Source organism: Corynebacterium sp. CCUG 70398, assembly GCF_024454055.1.
In the GTDB taxonomy this organism is placed as follows: domain Bacteria; phylum Actinomycetota; class Actinomycetes; order Mycobacteriales; family Mycobacteriaceae; genus Corynebacterium; species Corynebacterium genitalium.
This window is the reverse complement of record NZ_JAGPYZ010000003.1, coordinates 217072-240460: the sequence shown is the minus strand read 5'-3', so window position 1 is coordinate 240460 and position 23389 is coordinate 217072. Positions and strand designations below refer to the sequence as shown.

The following is a 23389-nucleotide window of genomic DNA, read 5'->3' as shown; positions in this document are numbered from 1 at the left end:
TGGTTTAAACAGCGAACGGGTCATCCTCGGGGTCAAGATTAAGTCGCAGCTCAATCGAGCCCGCAACCTCAGCGATGGCATCAAAGCCGAAACGATGCGCGATGAAGGCGGCCGCCGTATCGATTCCGGCAGTGACTCCCGACGATGTCCACCGATCACGGTCATGAACCCACCGTGCGGAGCGACGCCATTCGATAGCGCTGCCGAACGTGGTCGCCCAGGCGAACGCATTCTTATTGCTCGTTGCAGCGTATCCTTCGAGTAGCCCGGCGGCCGCCAATAGTCCCGAACCGGTGCATACCGACATCAAGATCTGCGAATCGGCGGCCAAAGACTTCAAGTCGGTCAGAAAACTCTCGTCTTTCACGAGCTGGCGGGTACCCAGACCCCCGGGGACGAAGAGGACGTCTCCAGATTTCGCACTGAGTTCCCCGTCTACACCTAGGCGAACCCCTTGGGAGGTTGTAACAGACGCGCCGTCCGCCGACAGCATCTCCACTTCGATGTCGTCGACCTTGGAAAAAACCTCGACAGGTCCGGCGACATCTAGTAGCTCTACATCGTCGAACAGAACGACCGACACCCGCAGACGGGAGCCATCGACTCCCATTTAGAATGCTCCACCGGTCGGATTGTAGGCGGCCTTCACGGTCTGGGGATCGGCGTCGGCGCCGTCGTTCGAAACGGAGTCAGCATCGGAGGAGCTCTCCTCCTGCAGTGCTTGCTCCTCGAGCACCTCCTTGGGCGCGTCTGCTGGATCCGCACCCTTGATCATCCACAAGATGGTGTCCAGCTCTTCCGGCTTGACCAGCACCTCGCGGGCCTTTGAGCCCTCGGACGGGCCGACGACGCCGCGGGTTTCCATTAGGTCCATCAAGCGGCCGGCTTTGGCAAAGCCGATGCGCAGTTTGCGCTGCAGCATGGACGTGGAGCCGAGCTGGGAGGTGACCACAAGCTCGACGGCCTCGAGGAGGTCGTCCATGTCCTTGCCGATCTCCTCGTCAATGTCCTTCTTCTCGGCAGCCTTCTCCTCGGTGACACCCTCGGTGTAATGCGGCTCGCCCTGCTCCTTGACGGCGTCCACAACGGCCTGGATCTCCTCGTCGGACACGAAAGCACCCTGCAGACGCTGCGGTTTGCCAGCGCCCTGCGGGATGAACAGGCCGTCACCCATACCAATGAGCTTCTCGGCGCCGCCCTGATCCAGGATGACGCGGGAGTCCGTCAGAGAAGACGTGGCAAATGCGAGGCGCGACGGCACGTTCGTCTTGATCAGGCCGGTGACAACGTCGACAGACGGACGCTGCGTGGCCAGCACCAGGTGGATGCCCGCCGCGCGCGCCTTCTGGGTGATGCGGACAATGGAATCCTCGATCTCCTTCGGCGCGGTCATCATGAGGTCGGCCAGCTCGTCAACGACGCAGATGATGAGCGGGTACGGACGCATTTCACGCTCGGACCCCGGAGGCGCCTGTAGCTCGCCGGAGCGGACCTTCTTGTTGAAGTCCTTGATGTGGCGCACGCGCGCGGACTTCATGTCCATGTAGCGCTGCTCCATCTCCTCCACGAGCCACTGCAGGGCGGCCGCGGCCTTCTTCGGCTGCGTGATGATCGGGGTGATCAGGTGCGGGATGCCTTCGTACGGGGTGAGCTCGACCATCTTCGGGTCAACGAGGATCAGGCGCACCTCTTCCGGCGTTGCGCGCGTCAGCAGTGACACCAGCATCGAGTTCACAAACGCCGACTTACCGGAACCGGTCGAACCCGCCACCAGCAGGTGCGGCATCTTCTGCACCGACGCGGACACGAAATCGCCTTCGATGTTCTTTCCCAGGCCGATGAGCATCGGGTCATGGTCGCCACGCACATTCGGCGCTTCGAGCACGTCGCGCAGGCGGACCATCTCACGGTCGGCGTTGGGGACCTCAATACCCACAGCAGATTTGCCGGGGATCGGGGTGAGCAGACGGACGTTGTCGGTTGCCACGGCGTACGCCAGGTTGGACTGCAAGTTGGTGATCTTGGAGACCTTCACACCGGGGCCGAGCTCGACCTCATAACGCGTGACTGTCGGACCACGCGAGAACCCGGTCACGCGGGCGTCGACATTGAACTCCTCGAAGACATCGGTGATCGCCTCGATCATCCGGTCATTGGCCTCAGTGCGTGTCTTCGGCGCTTGGCCAGCCACGAGCAAGCTTGTCGACGGCACCGTGTAATCCGTCTGCGACCACGTCTCCGGCTCACGCGCCTGAGGTTGGTCAGCGGCGTCACCCTTGTCGGCCTGGCCGGACTTCGCCTTCTCCTTCTCCGAGTTCGGAGTAGATGCGGGCACAGCCGATGCGTCAATGCCGGAGCGAGCGATGATCGCCTGGCGCATCTGCTCACGCGACTGCGCGACAGGGTCTGCAGAGTCAGCAGCGTCAGCGGTGTCCGTTGCGTGGGTGTCGGCACCGTCAATGTCAGTGCCGTCGATGTCGTCGTCCACGGTGGTCGGTGCGACAGCGACCTTCTTGCGGGTCGAACGCTTCTTCCGCGGTGGTTCTGCCTGCGGGTCCAGCACTTGGGTGCGGTTAGCGCCACCGCCACGGTCGACCTGGTCGTAGTCGTCGTAGTCGTCGTAGTTGCTGTCGGTGGGGACGTCGAAAAGCGTGGGCTCTACGCGAGCGCTGGACCCGCGCGGGCGGCGTGAGCGACCCTCGGCGATGTTATCGAGGTCGTCTTCGACATGGCCGTACATGTCATCGTCGGCGAGGTCGTCCTCCGGGTCGGGCGTGCGCGCATTGTCAGCGATGCTGCGGAACAGTGCGCGGATGTAGTCGAAGGATTCACGCACGGTAATACCCGTAGCCAACAGCGCAGCGTAGACGATGACGAGAATCAGCAGCGGCACAGCGACGTACGGGCTAAAGCCTGCGCTGAGCGGGCCACCGACGAAAGCGCCGATCGCACCCCCGGCGACGCGTCGGCCTTCCCATGTTTCGGGCGTTCCGGCGAAGATGTGGATCAGACCGAGCATGCAGATGCCGATGATGGTCAGACCCAAACCGCTGTGCGCGCGCTCGGACGCGTTCGACCCCAGGCGGAGCATGATCGCGATGGCAACGCAGACGAGGATCACGGGCAGCACGAGAGCGCCGGCACCAATGACCCAGTGGGTCCCGTTCGCAATGGCCGCCCCGACCGGGCCGGCAATATCCAACCACACCGAAGCGCCAAGGATCGCCGCTAGGCCGATGAGCACAAGGCCGATCGCGTCAACGCGTCGGCCGTTGAGCCCCACAGCGTCGTCGGCATAATCAGCGTCAGCAGAACGGGAATCAGCTGCGGGTTCCGTTGCGGGAGAAGTGTCGCGCGTCGTCCGCTTGCGCCGTGTCGACTTCGGGGTGGTCTCGTCGGCGTATGCCTCTTCAGGGGTCAAGGTGCGGGATCCGCGGCCGGTGGTGGGCTGAGAGTCGTCAAGCAAGTTCTCGTCGCGGCGCTTACGGCCGCGCCCGCCGCTGGCTCCCCCACCGACGGTGCGGAATGAGCTGGTGGCCTCGCGAGCGGCGTTGCCCAGCCCGCGCCCGACGGCGCCGACAGCAGAGCCGACACGCTCGTTGGCGGTGTCGGCTGCGCGTGTGGAGCCGGTGGAATCGGACGTAGAGCGGCCGCGGTACGGGCGAGTTCCGCCGGTGTTGCGCGCGCCGCCGCGGCGCTGGGTACTGGTGACAGACATGGTCACCATGTTAATGGCCAGCACACCTCAAGTCACATACGCCACACCGGTTTCAGCGGTTCAATGGTGGAGAATGAGCGTCAAGTCTAAAGACTAGAACTGGCGCTTGACTTCCTGGATGTCCGCCTCGTTGCCCTCGATTTCGACTTGGACGGCGTCGCGGCCGGTGACCCAGAGCAGCAACTCGCCCGGCTCGCCTTTCACGCGCACGACGCGGTCGCCTTGCTCAGCGACACCGCGCTTGCCGCCGAGCGTGACGGGAGGGTGGTTCGGCGGGGTGAGCACCACCGGCACGTCAGAGGACGTCAAGGCCATCTTCCCCATCATCTTGGCTGCGCCCATCAGCTTCGTCTCGACAGCGCGAGAGAACTCGCGTGGTTCTACGGTGCCGGAACCGCGACGCACGTCCTCATGGTGGATGAAGTTCTCGGAGACGTTCATGAAGCTGTCCAGAGGCTTGATGTGCAGCGGTGGTCCCGCCGCCCACTCGTTGACCAAGTGCTCATACGACTCTTGCTGCTTGGCTTTCTCCTGCGCAGATCGAGTCAAGTCTTTGAGGGCCGATACGACGTACCCACCCGCGAGGTGCGTGCGGTGCTCGCGGATGAACAGGTGGGCTGCTAGGTCATAGGTAGTCCAGCCCTCGCACAAAGTCGGGGCATCGGGGCCGACCTCGAGCATGAGTTCGGCGAGCTTCTCGCGTTCTTTTTGCTGAAACGACATGAGCCCCAGCCTAGCGCGGCTGGGGCGAGCGAGGCTGTGCGCATTTAGCGCCCAGATGACAAGGAAACGCCCTGCCGTTACTACGGCAGGGCGCGTCGATAAGCAATGCTCGTCTACAGCGACTCGCGGGACTCCGCGATCTCCTCGGGCGACGCCGGGGTGATGTCGTCGGTGTTCATCGGCACCACGGTCGGCAGAATGACTGGCTCGCGCTTGTACTTCTGCTCGATGGTGCGGGAAATGCGCCGGCGCAGCTGCTGCACCATGCGGTACGGGTCATTCTCACCCTCGGCAGCCAGGTCAGACATGGTGGTCTCCACCAGCTCCTGGATGACCGGGACGACACCACGATCATCGTCGATGAGACCTGTGGTAGACACCTTCGGCTTCTCGATGAGGCTGCCTGTGCGGTCGTCGATCAGACAGGTAATGGAGATGACACCGCCGGATGCCAGTGAAGTGCGGTCCGCCAGAACATCCGGGTCGACATCGCCCATCGTGGTGCCATCGACGTAGAGGTGACCAACCTGGTACTGGCCAGCGACCGTGATCTTGCCGTCGACCATGTCCACGACCACACCGTTCTGCGCCAGAACAGTGTTCTCTGGCTTCACGCCAGTCGCAATTGCCAGCTCCTTGTTGGCACGCAGGTGACGCCACTCACCGTGGACCGGCATGGCGTTGCGCGGGCGAGCAATGTTGTAGAGGAACAGCAGCTCGCCGGCGTAACCGTGACCGGACGCGTGGACGTGGGCGTCCTCGTTGGTCACCACCGTCGCACCGATCTGGGCGAGGTTGTTGATCACGGCGAAGACCGCTTCCTCGTTGCCCGGAATGAGCGAGGAGGACAGGATGATCAGGTCGCCGTCACGTACCGTGATCTGGCGGTGTTCGCGGCGCGACATGCGCGACAGTGCCGCCATCGGCTCACCCTGCGTACCGGTGGTGATGAGCATGACGCGGTGCGGGGCCATCTTCGCGGCCTCTTCGATCGGGATGATCGTGCCGCGCGGAGCCTTGAGCATGCTCATCTTCTCCGCGATCTCCATGTTGCGGATCATGGAGCGGCCGTTGAAGGCGACCTTGCGGCCCGACGCCACCGCAGCGTTGATCGCCATTTGCACGCGGGACACGTTCGAGGCGAAGGATGCGAGGACGACGCGCTGCTTCGCGCCCTGGACAAGGCGGATCAGTGTCTCCTCGATGCCGGCCTCCGAACTGGAGATGCCCGGAATGGTGGCGTTCGTGGAGTCGCAGAGGAACAGGTCGATGCCCTCGTCGCCGTAGCGGGCCAGCGCGGGCAGGTCCGTCGGCTTGTTGTCGTACGGGGTCATGTCCAGCTTGATGTCACCGGTCATGCATACGGTGCCGGCACCGGTCTTGATCACCACACCGAGGCAGTCCGGAATCGAGTGGCCCACGCGCCAGAAGCGCAGGTTGAACGGGCCTGCTGTGATCTCCGACTTCTCGTTGACCTCGTGCAGCTTCGGCTTCTGGCGGTGTTCGCGGGTCTTGGCCGCGATGAGCGCGTTGGTGAAGCGCGCGGAGTAAATCGGGATGTCCGGGCGCAGCTTGAGCAGCCACGGAATCGCGCCGATGTGGTCCTCGTGCCCGTGCGTGACCACGAGCGCCTCAACCTTATCCAGCTTGTTCTCGATCGGACCGAAGTCCGGCAGGATGAGATCCACACCCGGCTCGTCCGAAGACGGGAAGAGCACACCGCAGTCCACAATGAGCAGGCGGCCGTTGTACTCGAACACGGTCATGTTGCGGCCGATCTCAGAGATGCCGCCGAGCGCGTAAATACGCAGCGCACCGTTTGCCGGCTTCTGCGGGGCGGGCAGACGCTTCGTCAGGTCCGCACCCTGCATCGACTTCATTGGGTTACGGCGGTTGTCACCGCGGCCTCCCCCACGGCCGCCACGTCCGCGTCCACGGCCACGGTTGTTGCCACCGCCGCCATTTCCGCCGTTGCCACCGTTTCCGCCGCGGTTGTTGCCAGAGCGGTTACCGCCGTTGTTCGAACCGCCACCGTTGCCGCCGTTGTCGTTCTTGCCGTTGCCGCCGCCGTTATTGTTGGAGCCCTGGTTATCCCGGCCCCCACGGTCGTTGCCGGCATCGGCATTGTTGTCGGCGGGCGGGGTGTCCGGGGTCTGGAACACCGGTTGCTGGTCGCCGGCCTCTGGGGGGCCCGCCTTGCGGGACACCTTGCGGGAGCGGTTACGGGATTCATTCATATTTAAAGGACTCCAGCCTTTTCCATGTCACGTCGCAGCGCCTCCAGCTGCTTCTCGTCGGGTGCGACGATGGGCAGACGGGGGTCTCCGACCTCGATGCCCTGCAAGCGCAGGGCTGTCTTTGCAAATGTCACTCCACCAAGCACGGCCTGCTGTCCAGCGAGCACGCACATGGTGTTGGCGTTGATTTCCCGGGCTCGGGCGAGGTCGCCTTCCTCGAAGCTTGTCACCATTTCTCTCATCAACCCTGGTGCGGCGTGCGCAATCACGGAGATCACACCGATCGCGCCGAGGGAGAACCACGGCAGGTTGAGAACGTCGTCGCCAGAGTACCAGTCCAGCCCCGTGTCATTGATAATCGCGGTGGCCTCCAGCATGTCGCCCTTCGCATCCTTCACGGCTTTGACGGTAGGCAGTTCCGCCAACGCGCGGATGGTGTCGCCGGCGATGGGGATCGCGGAGCGGCCGGGAATGTCGTAGAGGCAGATCGGCAGTTCCGTCGCCTCCGCCACAGCGCTGAAGTGAGCGAGAAGTCCCGCTTGAGACGGCTTGGAGTAGTACGGGGTGACAACCAGCAGGGAGTCTGCGCCGGCGTCGCGGGAGGCCCGCGACAGCTCGATCGAGGAGCGGGTGTCGTTCGTGCCCGAGCCGGCCATGATCTTGACGCGGTCGCCGAGCTCCTCGCGCACCGCTGTGATCAACTGGAGCTTCTCATCGGCGGACGTGGTCGGCGATTCTCCGGTCGTGCCACCCAAGATCAGCAGGTCGACCCCGTTGTCTACGAGGTGGGCCGCCAACCTCCGGCCTGTCTCGAGATCCAGGTCACCGTTGCTGTCGAACGGGGTGGCCATGGCGACGCCGACGGTTCCTAATTCATTCTTAGTAATGCCCATAGCTCAACAGGTTACTATCCGGCGTACGGGCTGGTGGCCATGACGGAACCGTCGGCAAGCGTGCTGATGAGGAAGTCGTCGAAAAGCGCTGGTGCTTGCTTTTTAAGAATCTCTAAGCACGCGATGGCGAGCGCGCGGATTTCCACGTCAGCGTGTTCACTGGCGCGCGCCGCAATGAAGCCGCGCCAGGCGCGGTAGTTGCCGGTGACCACGAAGCGCGTCTCAGTGGCGTTCGGCAGGATCGCGCGCGCGGCCTGGCGGGCCTTCTTCTTGCGCAGCAGCGCGTTCGGCTCGTCCTCAGTGTTCTCCTCCAGCGCGCCCAAAAGCTCCTCGTAGACGAAGCGCGATTCCTCGACAGCGGCGAGGAAGATGCGTTTGAGGTCCGCGTCGTCCGCGATCGCGTCCGGGATGACCACATCTGCTTCAGCGGCAGGCACAAAGCGCTGGCTCAACTGCGAAAACGACAGGTGGCGGTGGCGCAGCAACTCGTTGCCTGCAGAACGCGACAGCCCGCGGATGTACAGCGTCGCGGTGGCGTGCTCGAGCAACGCGTCGTGCCCGACTTCGAGGATGTGTCGCAGGTACGCGTCGTTGGCAGCGGTGTGCGGGTTGGGCTTGTCGAAGGTCTCGTAACACGCCCGGCCCGCGAACTCCACGAGTGCTTCGGCATCCGTGGCCTGCCCATCCTGCTCCCACGCGACATCCGCTGGCGCCGCAAACGAAGTTGCGGCGATCAGTTGGACATCGAGATTCCTGCTTTGCGTCATTACAGCCCCAGGTAGGAGTCCAGGCCGATCGTCAGTCCCGCGTGCTTATCGACGTTCCGAACACCCGTCAGTACACCCGGCACGAACGAGTCACGCCCATAGGAATCCTGGCGGATGGTCAGGGACTGGTCGGTGGTGCCGAAGATGATTTCCTCGTGGGCGACCATGCCCTGCATGCGCACGGCGTGCACGTGGACACCGTCGACATCGGCACCGCGTGAACCGTCGAGAGCCTGCTCTGTCGCATCAGGCATGGCGCCCATGCCGGCGTCCTTGCGGGCCTGCGCAATGCCCTGGGCGGTCTTCACCGCCGTGCCCGACGGAGCGTCAAGCTTGTTCGGGTGGTGGTACTCCACGACCTCTGCAGAGTCGAAGAACGGAGCTGCTTGGCGGGCGAACGCCATGGCCAGCACAGCGGAGATAGCGAAGTTCGGCGCGATGAGTACACCGACGCCCTGGTTGGCCTCGAGCCAGGAACGCACCTGGCCGTAACGCTCCTCGTCGAAACCAGTCGTGCCCACCACGGCGTGAATGCCGTTATTGATGCAGAACTCCAGGTTGTCCATGACCACGCCCGGGGTGGTGAAGTCCACCACGACCTCAGCACCGTTGTCGGTGAGGAGATCCAAAGAATCGCCTGCGTCAACCTCTGCGACCAGTTCCAAGTCCTCAGCGGCGTTCACACCCGCCACGACTGCCGAGCCCACGCGGCCCTTCGCTCCGAGAACTCCCACCTTGATAGTCATGCGTTGCCCTTTCTGTCGCACTTTGCTTCGTCTGTTTTCTCTGGACCACCTTAGCGCGGCATCGCTGGCCGCCGTTCGCCACCGTTGCGTGCTGTCCCCGGCCCGTCGCAACCGCTCCGGAGTCCGCACCCAGCTAGGCTGTCACATATGAAACACACACCACAGAAGAAGACACATGCCTCAGCGGCTGTCGCTGTCCTCGCGGCGGCTGGTCTTGCTCTTTCTGCCTGCGACACCGGCGAGACCGTTCCAGAACCCCAGATGAGCACCTCCACAAACCCTGATGCCGACGCTGCCGATAAGGACGCGGAGAACTCTGCGACGAAGCCGACAGGAACGGAAGATGGCCAGCAGAACACACTGGGGGCCGCAGACATGCAACCCGGCGCTGACGGCGACTTCAGCACTGAATCCACAGAGCAGTTCGACGGCGACCCTGCGGAACTGCGCACGACCGATATCCGCGTGGGTAGCCACGAGAATTACGACCGCCTTGTCTTCGAGTTCGAAGGAACCGGTCAACCTAGGTTCCACGCTGGATACACGGATGATCCGCGCCAGCATACGTCGGGCAATCCGGTCGAGGTGCCCGGCGATGCGCACTTCGAATTGCTCATCCACGGCACCTCGCTGGATATGACCCCGGACCACAAGTACGCGGGCAAGACCAACCTGGGTTTGGCTAGCGGTGCGGTCGTAGATGTCGTGAACCAAGGCACGTTCGAGGGCGCATCCCAGTACTTCGTGGGCCTGAAGGACACCCGCCCGTACAAGGTGAGCATCCTGGAGAACCCAACGCGCCTAGTCGTCGACTTCGAGAAATAGAAAAACGCCCCGTGGGGCGCTTCTCCGCGATTCCCTCCGACCCGGTTATCAGCCGGATCGGAGGGACTTTGTTTTCGGCTTAGTTCTCGTCTTCGTCCTCAGAGACCGGGACCAACGAGATCTTGCCGCGGTTGTCGATGTCCGCGATCTCCACCTCGATCTTGTCGCCGACGTTGACCACATCCTCGACGTTCTCAATGCGCTTATCGCCGCCGAGCTTGGAGATGTGCACCAGGCCGTCGCGGCCCGGGGTGAGCGAGACGAACGCGCCGAACGCGACCGTCTTGACCACGGTGCCCAAGTAGCGCTCCCCCACCTTCGGCTGCTGCGGGTTGGCGATCGAGTTGATCTGCTCGATCGCAGCGTCAGCAGCCTCACCGGTAGCGGCGGACACGTAGATCGTGCCGTCGTCTTCGATTGAGACGTCAGCGCCGGTGTCCTCGGTGATCTGGTTGATGGTCTTGCCCTTCGGGCCGATGACCTCACCGATCTTGGAGACGGGGACGCGCACAGTGGTGATCTTCGGGGCAAGCGCGCTCATCTCATCCGGCCCCTCGATGACCTCAGCCATGGTGTCCAGGATGGTCTCGCGGGCTTCCTTCGCCTGCTCCAGAGCGCTGGCCAAAACGTCGGACGGGATACCGTCGAGCTTGGTGTCCAGCTGCAAGGCGGTGATGAACTCGGACGTACCAGCGACCTTGAAGTCCATGTCGCCGAACGCGTCCTCAGCACCGAGGATATCGGTCAGTGCCACGTACTTGGTCTCACCGTCGACCTCACCAGAAACAAGGCCCATGGCGATGCCGGCCACCGGAGCAGCCAGCGGCACACCAGCGTTGTACAGCGACAGCGTGGAGGCACAAACAGAACCCATGGAGGTCGATCCATTAGAGCCGAGAGCCTCCGACACTTGGCGGATCGTGTACGGGAAGTCCTCCTTCGACGGAATGACCGGAATCAGGGCGCGCTCGGCGAGAGCACCGTGGCCGATCTCGCGGCGCTTCGGAGAGCCAACCCGGCCAGTCTCACCGGTGGAGTACGGCGGGAAGTTGTAGTGGTGGATGTAGTGCTTGGACGTCTCCGGGTGGAGGGAGTCCAGCTGCTGCTCCATCTTCAGCATGTCCAGGGTGGTCACACCGAGGATCTGGGTCTCGCCGCGCTCGAACAGGGAGGAGCCGTGCGCACGCGGGATGAGCTCGACCTCGACCTCGAGGTCGCGGATGTCGGTGACACCGCGGCCGTCAATACGGAAGCCCTCGGAAAGGATCTTGTCGCGGACGATCTGCTTCATCACCGCGTTGTATGCGGCGCGAATTTCCTTGCTTGCATCCTCGCCAGCGAAAGTCTCGAGCAGATCTGCCTCGATCTCTTCCATGTACTCGTTGGTCGCGTCATCGCGCTCGTGCTTGCCCGGGATGGTCAACAGCTTGGACAGCTTCTTGGACGCCTTCTTCTCCACAGCGTCGAAGACCTCGTCGGAGTACGGCGGGAACAGCGGGAAGTCCTGGGTTTCCTTCGCGGACTTGTCTGCCAAAGCGTTCTGTGCCTCGCACAGAGTCTGGATGAAGGGCTTAGCAGCCTCCAGGCCCTCGGCGACGGTGCGCTCGGTGGGGGCGGGAGCGCCACCGTCGATAAGCTTCACGGCGTTAGCGCCCGCACCTGCCTCGACCATCATGATCGCGACATCCTGGACCTTCTTCCGGCCCTTCTTCTTTTCCACAATGCGGCCGGCAACGACCATCTCAAACACAGCGGCTTCGTGCTGCTCGTGGTTCGGGAACGCGACCCACTGGCCCTCCGGGTGCTGGTCATCGGCGATGAGCGCCATGCGCACACCACCGACAGCACCCGAGACCGGCAGGCCGGACAGCTGCGTGGCGGCGGATGCACCGTTGATGGCAACGACGTCGTAGTACTCCTCCGGGTTCCAGCTCATGACCGTGACCACAACCTGCACCTCGTTGCGCAGACCCTTCACAAACGTCGGGCGCAGTGGACGGTCGATCAGGCGGCAGGCCAGAATAGCCTCGGTGGAGGGACGGCCCTCGCGGCGGAAGAACGAACCCGGAATCTTGCCCGCGGCGTACATGCGCTCTTCCACGTCGACGGTCAGCGGGAAGAAGTCAAAACCCTCGCGCGGCTGGTTGGATGCGGTCACAGTGGACAGCAGCATCGTGTCATCGTCGAGGTAGGTCGTCACCGACCCGCCAGCCTGGCGTGCCAGCTGGCCCGTCTCGAAACGAATGGTGCGCTCACCGAAGTCACCGTTGTCCAGAACAGCGACGGATTCGGTGATCCCGAACTCCTCGTCGACATTGACCTCAACAGCGTTGTCCGGGGTGTGCTTGTTCTTGCTCAAAAGATCCCTTTCTGGGGGGTTGATTCGGCGATCATCGGTGCCGCCGCATGTTTGACTTGCAACACCCCGGCATACTACCAGGTGGGCATGAAAAATGCCCAGTTCAGAAGAACTGGGCACGAGGCGCTGTGCGCTTCAGCGCGTGGGCTTAGCGGCGCAGCCCCAGGCGAGCGATGAGGTCACGGTAACGCTCAACATTGTTCTCGCGCAGGTACTTCAGCAGACCGCGGCGGCGACCGACGAGCAGCAGCAGGCCACGACGGGAGTGGTGGTCGTGCTTGTGGGTCTTCAGGTGCTCGGTCAGGTTGTTGATGCGCTCGGTCAGCAGTGCGACCTGAGCCTCCGGGGAGCCGGTGTCGGTCTCGTGGACGCCGTACTCCTTGAGGATTTCAGCCTTCTTCTCAGTGGAAAGAGCCATGAGTGTTTCTCCTTGTTTGTTTCAGTCCGCAATCTTCGGATCTGGCCGTGGGAAGGACTGCTGCGGACCACAGTCGTTGGTTTCACGGCCGAATGAGCATGTTAACGCACGTGCCGTGCGAGATCCTAATCGCCACTGCGTGAGGAGTTCGCGGCGAGCGCGGTGATGCGCCGCATGAACTCATCCAAGAAGCGCTGCTTATCGACGCCGACAGCAACCCGCGCCGTCTTCTCCTCGTCGTTGAGCCGGGTCTCGTCGCCGATTGTGCGGCCGCGGGTCTCCCCTTCTGTGTCGACCTTGAGGTTGATGTCGATGGTGGTCACCAGCGACGGGTCGATCGCCACACCGACAGCCAGCGGGTCGTGCAGGCCGCAGCCACCCAGGTGCGGGGCCGTGGTGTCGTAGGCCTTGATGTAGTAGTTCGTGGCAGCGGCTAAGAAGTCTCCGCCCGGGGTGCCCAGTGCTTCCCACTTCGCAGTCTCGTCGTAGGTGAGCAACGTCTGCAGGGTGACGTCGAGGCCGATCATAGTGACGTCCTTAGCCCGGCGGAAGAGCAGATCAGTAGCTTCGGGGTCCTGGTTGACGTTCGCCTCGGCCCACGGTGCCACGTTGCCAGGGACGGTCAGCGCACCGCCCATCATGACAATGTGGGCCTTCTTAGCGAAGGAATCGCTAGCCTCGATCGCAGCGGCAATCGTCGTCGACGGGCCAGTCGGGACAATGACCAAGTCGTCTCCGTACTGTTCCACCGACTCCACGAGGAAGTCCACCGCGGACTTTTCCTCCACCGAGCGAGTCGGCTCCGGCAACTGCGCCTCTCCAACGCCGTTGACTCCGTGGATGAACTCGGAGATCTCCAGCACCTCAAAGGAGTCCTTCACTCGTGCGTGGTCCGGTCCCGCGAAGACCGGCACGTCGGTGCGGCCGAACAACTCGAGGATGGCCAGGGAGTTGCGCACACCGGTGTCCACCAGCACGTTGCCGTAGGTGCCGGTCACACCGATGAGGTCGACTTCCTCGGAACCGAGGGCGTACGCCAAGGCGAGCGCGTCGTCGATGCCGGTGTCCAGATCCAGAATCATCTTTTTGCTCATGGGACACCACACTAGCCGTTAGGCCCTACAGGCACCGACGGGCTAGGACAGGATTTCGCGGACCCGTGCGACATCGCGGGCCATGTTTTCCAGCAGCTCATCGACAGAGTCGAACTTGACCATGTCGCGCACCTTGGCGATGAACTCGACACGGGCGACGCGGTCGTAGAGGTCCGCATCGCGGTCGAGAACGAACGATTCGACGCTGCGTCGGTCGTCGCCGAAGGTCGGGTTAGTGCCCACCGAAATCGCAGCTGGATAGCGGATCCCGAGTTCCATATCGCCATCGATTCGAACTGCTTGGCTGTCCGACCCGGAGTCGAGGACAGTGAACCAGCCGGCGTAGACCCCGTCGCCAGGTACCGCATCGGTGTCGGCGACGTACTGGTTCGCTGTCGGGTAGCCCAGTTCGCGCCCGCCGCGGCCGGCGCCGCGCTCCACCGGGGCGGTGATGGAGAATTCCCTGCCGAGGAATTCGGCTGCCCCGGCGACGTCACCGTCGCGCAGTGCGGAGCGGATGGAGGTGGAGCAGATGCGGGCGGATCCGTCGAAAAGCAAGGAAACGACATCGACGTCGACGCGGTACCTTTCACCGAGCGCCAGCATGGTCTGCGCGGTGCCGGAGGCGCCTGCACCGAACGTGAAATTCTCGCCGACGACAACGCGGGAGGCGTGCAGCTTATTGACGATCACCGACTCGAAGTACTCCTCCGGGCTCTCGCCTGCGAGCTCCCGGGTGAAGTCGATGACGAGCATGTAGTCCACACCGAGGTCCGCGATGAGACGAGCGCGCTCGGCGAGCGGAAGCAATACAGGCGGTGTCTGGTCGGGCGCGAACACGGCGACGGGGTGCGGGTCGAACGTCATGACCACGCTGGGCACTCCGGCCGCTTGGGCGTGCTCAACCGCCCGGGTGATCAGCATCTGGTGGCCGCGGTGCACACCGTCAAACACGCCGATGGTGACTACCGGGTCCTTAAGATCAGCGGGAATGTCCTCGAGCCCAGACAAAATATCCACCCGCGCCAGAGTAGTGCATAGGGTTGGATCCATGAACTCTGATGCGCACACCGCCAACCACACCGATCCGCTGGCACACGCCGGCATTGTCGTCGTGAATAAACCGGCAGGGATGACCAGCCATGATGTGGTCGCGCGGCTACGCAGGTTCTTCGAAACGCGCAAGGTGGGACATGCGGGAACGCTCGACCCGATGGCCACTGGTGTGCTGGTCGCGGGCATTGAGCGCGGCACGAAGCTGCTTGCTCACCTGGTGGCCGATGACAAGGTCTATGCGACCACGATCCGCCTCGGTGCCTCCACCACGACCGATGATGCCGAGGGCGACGTCCTCGCCGAGACCGACGCATCCACGCTCACCGACGAACAGATCATGGAACAGGTCACTGCACTCACCGGGGAGATCATGCAGGTGCCGTCGAAAGTCTCTGCCATCAAAATCGACGGCAAGCGCGCCCATGAGCTCGTCCGCGAAGGCAAAGAGGTGAACATCCCGGCGCGGCCGGTGACAGTGTTTTCTTTCGACGTCGCCGGCATCCGCCGCGAGGGTTCCTTCGTCGACGTGGATGCACGGGTGCACTGTTCTTCCGGAACGTATATTCGCTCGCTCGCCCGGGACATGGGCGAGGCGCTCGGAGTGGGTGGGCACCTGACGGCGCTGCGCCGTGAAGCAGTCGGCCCTTTCACGTTGGAGCACGCGCGCACGCTCGAGCAGCTCGAGGACTCCCCCGCGTTGTCGCTCTCGCTCGATGAAGCGCTCACTGCCGCGTGGCCCGTCTTGAACGTCACCGCTGACGAATACGCTGCGCTGGCCATGGGCAAGTGGCTCGAGCCGCGCGGGCTCGACGGCGTTCACGCCGCTGTGGGACCGGATGGCCGCGCCGTGGCGCTTGTTCGCGAAAAGGGCAAGCGCTTATCGACGCTCTTTGTCGCCCGTCCCTCGACGCTGTAACACCGGCACGAACGTCGAGGCGTAGACGTACCCTCCGCGCACGACCCACCGGCCGCGGATATACGGGACCGGAGTGGGCCGCACCAGGAGGTACGCGATGAAGGTGCCGTCGGAGCGGATTTCGATCTCGGCATCTTCGAAACCGAGCCACTGCCGCGTCATGGGGAACCACGCCTTGTAGGTGGCTTCCTTCGCGCAGAACAACAGGCGGTCTGCCCACGCATTGCCGGCAGACTTTTGCTTATCCACCCAGTGGCGTTCGGTTGAGCGTGCGATCTGGTCGAGCACGCCTTCGGGCAACGGCTCGGCAGGCTCAGCGTCAATGCCGACGGAGAGCAACTCGCTCGACGGGGCGGCGACGGCAACGCGCAAACCTTCCGTGTGGGTAAGGGAGCCTGTGTAACCGTCCGGCCACAGCGGCATTCCCTTCTCACCCTTGAGGATCGAGCCTGCCGATTCCAACCCGAGCTCTTGCAGCGCGCGGTGAGCGCACCAGCGGGCATCGCCGAATTCACTCTTCCGAATGTCGACGGCCCGGCTGACCACCACCCTTTCCTCTGGATGCAGGTCGTTGTAGTTAGTCAGGTCGGTGGTCTCTGCGGTGTCGTCGATACGCATGTACACCACCCGCGCCGGGTCAGGGAACAGCTCTTTGTCGATCATTGCTGCACCTCCATCACCGGGTACGGCCACGTGGGACGGTTGGTCTGACGCTTCCATTCTTCGGGGTAGCCGAGAGAGACCTCGATGTGGTCGACGTCGTCGATCCGCTGCACGCCGGGGATGTGCAGGTGTCCGTAGATGACAGCGCGCGCGTTGTAGCGCTTGGCCCAGCCGCGCGTGTGCCGGGTGCCGCACCACAGCGCGATCTCGCGGAACATCATGTGGTTCGTCGGTTCCTGCACCAGGGGCCAGTGGTTGACCAGGATGGTCTCGCCTTCAATACGCGACAGCCGGCGGGTGGAGTACGCCAAGCGGTCCCAGCACCACGCACGAATGTCGACGAACGGCGCGATAGCCACTTCGTCAGTCAGCACGATCTGCTGCGCGTGCGCCGACTCGAGCGCTTCCTCCACAGTCATGGTGGGCATGCGGAACGAGTAGTCATACAGCGTGAACAAAGGCACGATGGTCACGCCCCCGAAAACGGGGTACGGGTCCTCCGGGGTGATCACACCTAAAGCACGCAGCTTTGCGACGAGATCCGCGTACTTCTCCCTCCCCTTGTACCTATCCATACTGCGGCTGAAGAGTTCATGGTTTCCCGGAACCCATACGACGGTGTCGAACCTCTCGGCGAGTTTCGCCATGACACGAACCACCAGGTCAGTGCGCTCGGCGACGTCGCCGGCAACGATGAGCCAGTCGGAGGGATCCTGCGGCTGGATTTCATCTAGCCATGGCCGGTTCGCTTTCACAGCGAGGTGAAGGTCCGAAACTGCCCACAGCGTGCTGGTCGTGCTGGTCGCGGTAGTCATGGTGAGTTCACTCTAACCGCTGCTTACTGCGCCCACCGCATCGACGTGAAACGCCAGATGACACCAGCGAGCCGGATCGCGATCATCGCGGCCAACCCCGCCCAGATTCCTGTCAGACCAGTGCCAGCCCAGTAGGCGATGAGCACGCCGGGCAGGAATCCAAGGAGCACCGAACCGATGGTGAGGTTGCGTAAAAACGCCGCATCGCTGGCGCCGAGCAGCACGCCGTCGAGCGCGAAGAGCACTCCGCCTGCCACGATCATGGCGATGAGCAGCCACCACGGTGTGGACATCACCTCAAGAACAGAAGCGTCCGTGGTGAATAGCCCGCGGATCAACGGCCCGCCCAGCGCGAAGACAGCGGCGAGGAGGAACGCGAACCCGGCGGAGAGTTTGGTCACCTGCTCCCCCACCCGGCGCGCATCCTGCACACGGCCGGTGCCCAGCGCGGACCCCGTCATTGTCTGGGCGGCAATCGCCAGCGAGTCGAGCACCAGGGTGAGGAAGTTCCACAACTGCAGCATGATCTGGTGCGCCGCCAACGCAGCGACACCCACGCGGCCTGCCACCGCCGCTGCGGAGACGAAAGCCACTTGGAACGACAAAGACCGCAGGATCAGGTCGCGTCCGAGCACCAGCTGGCGGCGGATGACCGCGAAGTCGGGAGCCCACCCGCCGTTATGGGACCGGGTCAGCGCAATAAGGAACCCTGCGGCCGTAATGCCCATGCCGATCACATTCGCCCACGCCGACCCCACGAGCCCGAAGCGGTTGACCAGCAGCGGCAGCGCCGCCGCGCCGGGGATGAGCCCGCACAGAGTCAGATAGAACGGCAGCTTGGTGTTCTGGATCCCGCGCAGCCAGCCGTTGCCCGCCATGATGATCAACGTCAGCGGGATCGCGATGGCGGCGACGTGCATCCAGTTCGCAGCAAGGTCTGCGGTGGCGGGGTCGTCGGTGAGGAACAAAGCGATCGGGCGGGCGAACAGCCACACGATGGTGGCCAGTAACAACCCGACCCCTATGGCCACCCACGTCGCCTGGACGCCTTCGGCCACGGCATCTTCTTTCTTCCCCGCACCGTAGAACCGGGAGGAACGCGCCGTGGTTCCGTAAGACAGGAACGTCAGCTGCGTGGTCACCGTCGACTGGACGGTCGCGCCGGCGGCAAGCGCAGCGAGCTCGCCTGCTCCCAGCCGGCCGATGACGGCTGTGTCCAGCAAGAGATACAGCGGGTTGGCCGCAAGCACACCAAGCGCAGGCAGCGCCAAGGCGAGAACTCGGCGCGCAGTGACAGTTTCAGCAGGTGATTCAACCACAGGTCACAGCGCCGTCGCGTCGAGGGCAGCCACGGTCGCGTGCAGCTCATCAATGGCGTCTGCGACAGGACCGCGGGCCGAGTAACCGGCCGCCGGGATGTGCCCGCCGCCGCCGTGCACTGCAGCGATCTCGGCGACATTCACCACGCTGGAGCGCAGCGACACCGACCAATAACCGGGGTGGAGCTCCTTGAACACCACGCCGATGTCGCTGCCGGTCAGCGCGCGGGAGTACTCGATGATGGATTCCACAGCGGTCTGGTTCATGCCGTGCAGATGCGCGTCATCAATAGCCAGCACCGACATGGTGTGGTGGCCGGCCACACGGGTCTCCATTCCGGCCATGACAGCACCCATCAAGCGCAGATCCTCAGCAGAGACCGCATCCATGAGCGCCATCGCGGCAGAGCGCGGTTCCACACCCAGCTCCATCAGCTCAGCGGCGAGCAGGTGCATCCGTGGGGTGCCCCAGCGGAAACTGCCCGTGTCGGTCACCAAACCGGCGTACAGGCAGTAAGCCATGTCCGGGGTGATCTCCACACCCAAATGCCCGAACAGCTCGCGGATGATCACGGTCGTGGACTCCGAGGGCAACACCAGGTTCATGCTTCCAAAGCCTGGGTTGGACTCGTGGTGGTCAATGACCACGACGCGGTCACGCTCCTGCTGGATCACCGAGCGGTAGGACCCAGTGCGGTCGATCGAAGCGCAGTCAGTGGTGACTACCAAGCCCTCAGCGGGCAGCGGTTCGCCGAGGATGACATCGGTAACACCCGGGATCGAGTCCAAGTTCTCGGGCACGGCTTCGCGTTGGCCGATGCGCACGGTGGCGTCGACACCGATAGACCGCAAGCCGAGAGCGAGCGCCGATGCGGACCCGATAGCGTCTGCGTCCGGGCGAATATGGGTCACCACATGCACGACAGGGGCATCCCGCAGGCGCTGCGCCACCGCCGCAAACTCACCTTCGCCCGGCGCAAACAAACCGGGCACTGCGGCCATTACTCGTCCCCCGCTCGGGTCTTGTAGGGATCTGCGGCACCAGCCGGTTGCGCGTTCTTCTTCAGCTCCGCGAGCTCCTCGTCGCGCGCGCGGGCGCGCGCCAGCAGCTCTTCCATGCGTGCCGACGCCTCCGGAACCGTGTCCAGCTCAAACGTCAACGTCGGAGTGAACCGAACGCCCAGCTCCTCACCGACAATCTTGCGTAGCTGTCCCTTGTGGCGGGTGAGTGCCTCTGCAGCAGCGTCGTAATCAGGCTCATCATCAATGCCCTCGCCGCGCACCGTGTAGTACACCGTCGCGTCGTGGAGGTCACCGGTCACACGGACATCGGTCACTGTGACAAGCTCCAGCCGGCGATCCTTGATCTGGCGCTCAATAGCGCTAGCGACAATCGCCTGGATCCTTTTAGCTAGTCGTTGTGCGCGCGTGTTATCCGCCACAGTAACCACTCCTTGACTCACGTAGAGCTGCCGTCAATTCAAGCCACCACTCTACCCCGCGCATGCAAAACGCCCCGCGCGAGAGGGGTCTCTCTCGTCGCGGGGCGCTGCCGGGGAATCGTCGATAAGCAATTATTGCTTTTCGACGTTACGAGCGCGGCACCTCGACCATCTCGTAGGCCTGGATGATGTCGTCGACCTGGATATCCGGGTAGGACAGGACCATACCGCACTCGTAGCCCCTGGCCACCTCGGTGACATCGTCCTTCTCGCGGCGCAGCGAATCGATCGTCGCGTCCGGTGTGATGACGTTGCCGTCGCGGACCAAACGGACCTTCGCACCGCGCTTGACCGAACCCTCGGTGACCATGCAACCGGCGATGAGGCCGACAGCAGAGGCCTTGAAGATCTGGCGGATCTCCGCCGCACCCAGGTCGCGCTCCTCGTAGATGGGCTTGAGCATGCCCTTGAGAGCGGCCTCGACATCGTCGATGACCTGGTAGATGACGGAGTAGTAGCGGATCTCCACGCCCTCGTCGTTGGCTTCCTCGGTGGCCTTGCCCTCGGAGCGGACGTTGAAGGCCACGATGACAGCGTCGGACGCCGCAGCCAGCGAGACGTTGGTCTGGGTCACAGCACCGACACCGCGGTCGATGATGTTGACCTCCACCTCGTCGTCCACCTCGATCTTGAGCAGAGCCTCCTCGAGGGCTTCCACCGAACCGGCGTTGTCGCCCTTGAGGATGAGGTTGAGGGTGCTGGTCTCCTTGAGCGCCTGGTCCAGGTTCTCCAGGGAGACGCGCTTCTTGCGGCGGGCCTGCATCGCGGCGCGCTGACGCGCATCACGCTGTGCAGCAATCTGGCGCGCGACACGGTCGTCCTCCACCACGAGCAGGTTGTCGCCGGGGCCGGGAACGCCGTTGAGCCCCTGGACCTGAACCGGACGGGACGGGCCAGCCTCCTCAACGTCGTTGCCCCACTCGTCGACCATGCGGCGCACGCGGCCGAAGTTGCCGCCGACGACGATAGAGTCACCGACGCGCAGGGTACCGCGCTGAATGATCACCGTGGAGACAGGGCCGCGGCCGCGGTCCAGGTGGGACTCGATGGCCAGACCCTGAGCGTCCATGTCCGGGTTCGCAGTCAGCTCGAGCGCTGCATCGGCGGTGAGCAGGACGGCCTCGAGCAGCTCGTCGATGCCCGTTCCCTGCTTTGCCGAGATGTCGATGAACATCGTGTCACCGCCGTACTCCTCCGGAACCAGCTCGTACTCGGTGAGCTGGCCACGGATCTTGTCCGGCTGGGCATCTTCCTTATCCACCTTGTTCACAGCCACCACGATCGGCAGCTCCGCAGCCTTGGCGTGGTTGATGGCCTCCACCGTCTGCGGCATGACACCGTCATCGGCTGCGACCACCAGGATAGCCAAGTCGGTCGACTTCGCACCGCGGGCACGCATCGCCGTGAAGGCCTCGTGACCCGGGGTATCCAGGAAGGTGATCTTGCGAGGCTCGTCTTCCAGGGTGACCTCGGTCTGGTAAGCACCGATGCCCTGGGTGATGCCGCCGGCCTCACCCTTACCAACATTGGCCTGGCGGATGGAGTCCAACAGGCGGGTCTTACCGTGGTCGACGTGACCCATGACGGAGACCACCGGCGGGCGCTGCTCGAGAGCTTCCTCGCCACCTTCGTCCTCACCGAACTGCAGATCGAAGGACTCGAGAAGCTCGCGGTCCTCGTCCTCCGGGGAGACAATCTGCACCTCGTAGTTGATCTCCGCACCCAGCAGCTGCAGTGTCTCCTCAGACACAGACTGGGTCGCGGTGACCATCTCACCGAGGTTGAACAGAGCCTGCACGAGGCTCGATGCCTCGGTGCCGATCTTCTCAGCCAGGTCGGTCAGAGTTGCACCCTGGCGCAGACGGACGGTCTTGCCGCCGCCGTCGGGCAGGCGAACGCCACCAATGACGTTCGGTGCGTGCATCTCCTCATACTCGGCCCTCTTCTGGCCCTTGGACTTGCGGCGCTTGCCCGGTGCACCACCGGGACGACCGAATGCACCGGCGGTACCGCCACGGCGCCCACCGCGACCGCGGAAACCGCCGCCGGGACCGCCGGGACCGCCGAAGCCGCCACCGCGGCCACGACCACCGCCGCCTTGTCCACCGCGGCCGCCCGCACCGCCGCCGCGCTTACCTGCGGCGCGGGACGGCATCTGTGCCGGGTTCGGGTGGTTCGCCATATCTGCGGGGCTCGGAGCTCCTCTGCCGCCACCGGGACGTGCGCCCGGGCGCGGTGCGCCTTGGCCGCCGCCGCGCTGTCCCTGGCCACCGCCGCGCTTCTGCTGGCCGCCGGGGCCACCGCCCGGACGCGGCTGCGGGCGCGGACCGCCCGCGTTCGAAGAGAACGGGTTATTGGCCACGCGGGGGCGGCCACCCGGCTTCGGCATCGGGCGCGGCATGGCGGATCCAGCATCGCCCTCACCAGGCTTAGCACCCGGCTTCGGGCCGGGCTTCGCCGCCGGTTTCGGTGCGCCAGGCTTCGCCGCTGCCGGCTTCGGAGCGGGCTTGTCCGCAGGCTTCTCAGCAGCCGGCTTGGACGCGGGCTTGGGTGCCGCGGGCTTCGGGCCCGGCTTCGCGGCGGGCTTTGCCGCTGCCGGCTTCGGCGCCGCAGACTCAGCCTGAGCGCTGTCAGACTTCGGGGCAGCCGGCTTCTTCGCGGTAGGCGTCTTGGCGGCAGGCTTCGCTGCCGGCTTAGCAGCCGGTTTCTTCGCAGCCGAATCGGCCTTGGTGTCCTTAGCATTCTTCGCGTCGCCGCTGTCTGCGCCGCCGCGTGCCTCATAAACCGCCTTCATCTTCTTCACCACCGGCGGTTCGATGGTGGAGGAAGCGGTTTTGACGAACTCGCCTTCCTCCTTCAGGGTGGCGAGCAATTCCTTACTTGTTACGCCGAGCTGCTTCGCAAGCTCGTGAACGCGTAGCTTTCCGGGCACGTGTCTCCTCGTGGTTGGGCTAGAGACGGGCCGCTGCTACGCGACCGGACTCTAGACGATGGTCATGACGTTCATCGCTGATGCATTTTCTGCTTCATGGTTGAAGACTCATCAGTTCTTTAGTCCTTTTCACTTACGTACTTCCGTACATCGCTTGTGTCCACTTGCGCGGACACGCGGAGAGCCCGCCCGAAGGCGCGGCGTTTCTCCGCCAGCTCAAACGCTTCCAGCGTGGGGGTCAGCCACGCACCGCGGCCCGGCATGGACCGCTTCGGGTCCGGGACGATCCGCGACGGATCATCCGGGTCGACGACCACACGGAGAAGGCGAGCATCCGGCAGTGCACGGCGTGTGCCAATGCACGTCCGGATAGGTACATGTTTTTCGCTCATACTCCCTTGTGCGG

Annotated in this window: 20 protein-coding genes; 2 read left to right on the top strand and 18 right to left on the bottom strand. The window is 64.0% G+C overall.

All coding sequences use genetic code 11. From position 1 onward, the window contains the following. Positions 1–4 precede the first annotated feature (4 nt). From KBX07_RS05705 to dapB, 7 genes are all read right to left on the bottom strand, one after another. Entirely contained in the window at positions 5–610 is a 606-nt protein-coding gene (locus KBX07_RS05705; protein WP_255995006.1) for a DJ-1/PfpI family protein, read from the bottom strand. Continuing rightward, positions 611–3718: a DNA translocase FtsK gene (locus KBX07_RS05700; RefSeq protein WP_255995005.1), complete on the bottom strand. Its 3108-nt coding sequence runs from the start codon at positions 3716–3718 to the stop codon at positions 611–613. 93 nt (positions 3719–3811) lie between these two features. Continuing rightward, entirely contained in the window at positions 3812–4441 is a 630-nt protein-coding gene (locus tag KBX07_RS05695) for a TIGR03085 family metal-binding protein (protein ID WP_255995004.1), read from the bottom strand. Positions 4442–4554: 113 nt separating this feature from the next. Continuing rightward, positions 4555–6678 carry a ribonuclease J gene (locus KBX07_RS05690; protein ID WP_305082948.1) on the bottom strand — a complete coding sequence of 708 codons (2124 nt, stop codon included), beginning with the start codon at positions 6676–6678 and terminating at the stop codon, positions 4555–4557. Between the two features lie 2 nt (positions 6679–6680). Continuing rightward, positions 6681–7571, bottom strand: a complete 891-nt coding sequence (gene dapA / locus KBX07_RS05685; RefSeq protein WP_255995003.1) for a 4-hydroxy-tetrahydrodipicolinate synthase — start codon at positions 7569–7571, stop codon at positions 6681–6683. Positions 7572–7585: 14 nt separating this feature from the next. Further along, the gene (gene thyX, locus KBX07_RS05680; protein ID WP_255995002.1) at positions 7586–8338 is read right to left on the bottom strand and encodes an FAD-dependent thymidylate synthase; all 753 of its coding nucleotides are present in this window, start codon (positions 8336–8338) and stop codon (positions 7586–7588) included. Beyond that, a complete protein-coding gene (gene dapB / locus KBX07_RS05675; protein ID WP_005289755.1) occupies positions 8338–9084 on the bottom strand; it encodes a 4-hydroxy-tetrahydrodipicolinate reductase in 747 nt (248 codons plus the stop codon). The genes thyX and dapB overlap by 1 nt, the downstream gene beginning before the upstream one ends. Before the next feature lie 147 nt (positions 9085–9231). Between dapB and KBX07_RS05670 the strand changes: the two genes are divergently transcribed. Beyond that, entirely contained in the window at positions 9232–9909 is a 678-nt protein-coding gene (locus tag KBX07_RS05670; RefSeq protein WP_256023372.1) for a hypothetical protein, read from the top strand. 79 nt (positions 9910–9988) lie between these two features. On the opposite strand, the gene KBX07_RS05665 is transcribed toward KBX07_RS05670, so the two are convergent. The 4 genes from KBX07_RS05665 to KBX07_RS05650 all read right to left on the bottom strand — a co-directional run bounded on the left by KBX07_RS05665 (position 9989) and on the right by KBX07_RS05650 (position 14833). After that, the gene (locus KBX07_RS05665) at positions 9989–12292 is read right to left on the bottom strand and encodes a polyribonucleotide nucleotidyltransferase (protein WP_370687014.1); all 2304 of its coding nucleotides are present in this window, start codon (positions 12290–12292) and stop codon (positions 9989–9991) included. Positions 12293–12416: 124 nt separating this feature from the next. After that, entirely contained in the window at positions 12417–12686 is a 270-nt protein-coding gene (gene rpsO, locus KBX07_RS05660; protein WP_255994999.1) for a 30S ribosomal protein S15, read from the bottom strand. Positions 12687–12811: 125 nt separating this feature from the next. Next, complete coding sequence (locus KBX07_RS05655) at positions 12812–13780, bottom strand: nucleoside hydrolase (RefSeq protein WP_255994998.1); 969 nt, start codon at positions 13778–13780, stop codon at positions 12812–12814. Positions 13781–13822: 42 nt separating this feature from the next. Continuing rightward, positions 13823–14833, bottom strand: coding sequence for a bifunctional riboflavin kinase/FAD synthetase (locus tag KBX07_RS05650; RefSeq protein WP_255994997.1), 1011 nt, complete (start codon positions 14831–14833; stop codon positions 13823–13825). On the opposite strand from KBX07_RS05650, the gene truB reads away from it, so the two are divergent. Next, entirely contained in the window at positions 14832–15752 is a 921-nt protein-coding gene (gene truB / locus KBX07_RS05645; RefSeq protein WP_256023370.1) for a tRNA pseudouridine(55) synthase TruB, read from the top strand. The genes KBX07_RS05650 and truB overlap by 2 nt on opposite strands. On the opposite strand, the gene KBX07_RS05640 is transcribed toward truB, so the two are convergent. The 7 genes from KBX07_RS05640 to KBX07_RS05610 all read right to left on the bottom strand — a co-directional run bounded on the left by KBX07_RS05640 (position 15714) and on the right by KBX07_RS05610 (position 23375). Further along, positions 15714–16415, bottom strand: a complete 702-nt coding sequence (locus tag KBX07_RS05640; RefSeq protein WP_256023369.1) for a 4'-phosphopantetheinyl transferase — start codon at positions 16413–16415, stop codon at positions 15714–15716. The two genes, truB and KBX07_RS05640, sit on opposite strands and share 39 nt — an antisense overlap. After that, the gene (locus KBX07_RS05635; RefSeq protein WP_255994994.1) at positions 16412–17230 is read right to left on the bottom strand and encodes a metallophosphoesterase; all 819 of its coding nucleotides are present in this window, start codon (positions 17228–17230) and stop codon (positions 16412–16414) included. The genes KBX07_RS05640 and KBX07_RS05635 overlap by 4 nt, the downstream gene beginning before the upstream one ends. A 23-nt stretch (positions 17231–17253) precedes the next feature. Then, a complete protein-coding gene (locus tag KBX07_RS05630) occupies positions 17254–18549 on the bottom strand; it encodes an MATE family efflux transporter (protein ID WP_256023367.1) in 1296 nt (431 codons plus the stop codon). A gap of 3 nt (positions 18550–18552) precedes the next feature. After that, positions 18553–19551 carry a bifunctional oligoribonuclease/PAP phosphatase NrnA gene (locus KBX07_RS05625; RefSeq protein WP_256023366.1) on the bottom strand — a complete coding sequence of 333 codons (999 nt, stop codon included), beginning with the start codon at positions 19549–19551 and terminating at the stop codon, positions 18553–18555. Continuing rightward, positions 19551–19991 carry a 30S ribosome-binding factor RbfA gene (gene rbfA, locus KBX07_RS05620; protein WP_256023364.1) on the bottom strand — a complete coding sequence of 147 codons (441 nt, stop codon included), beginning with the start codon at positions 19989–19991 and terminating at the stop codon, positions 19551–19553. Before rbfA ends, KBX07_RS05625 begins: the two co-directional genes overlap by 1 nt. A 148-nt stretch (positions 19992–20139) precedes the next feature. Next, a complete protein-coding gene (gene infB, locus KBX07_RS05615; RefSeq protein WP_256023363.1) occupies positions 20140–22983 on the bottom strand; it encodes a translation initiation factor IF-2 in 2844 nt (947 codons plus the stop codon). A gap of 119 nt (positions 22984–23102) precedes the next feature. After that, on the bottom strand, positions 23103–23375 hold the full coding sequence (locus KBX07_RS05610) for a YlxR family protein (RefSeq protein ID WP_255994989.1): 273 nt from the start codon (positions 23373–23375) through the stop codon (positions 23103–23105). Positions 23376–23389: the final 14 nt, after the last annotated feature.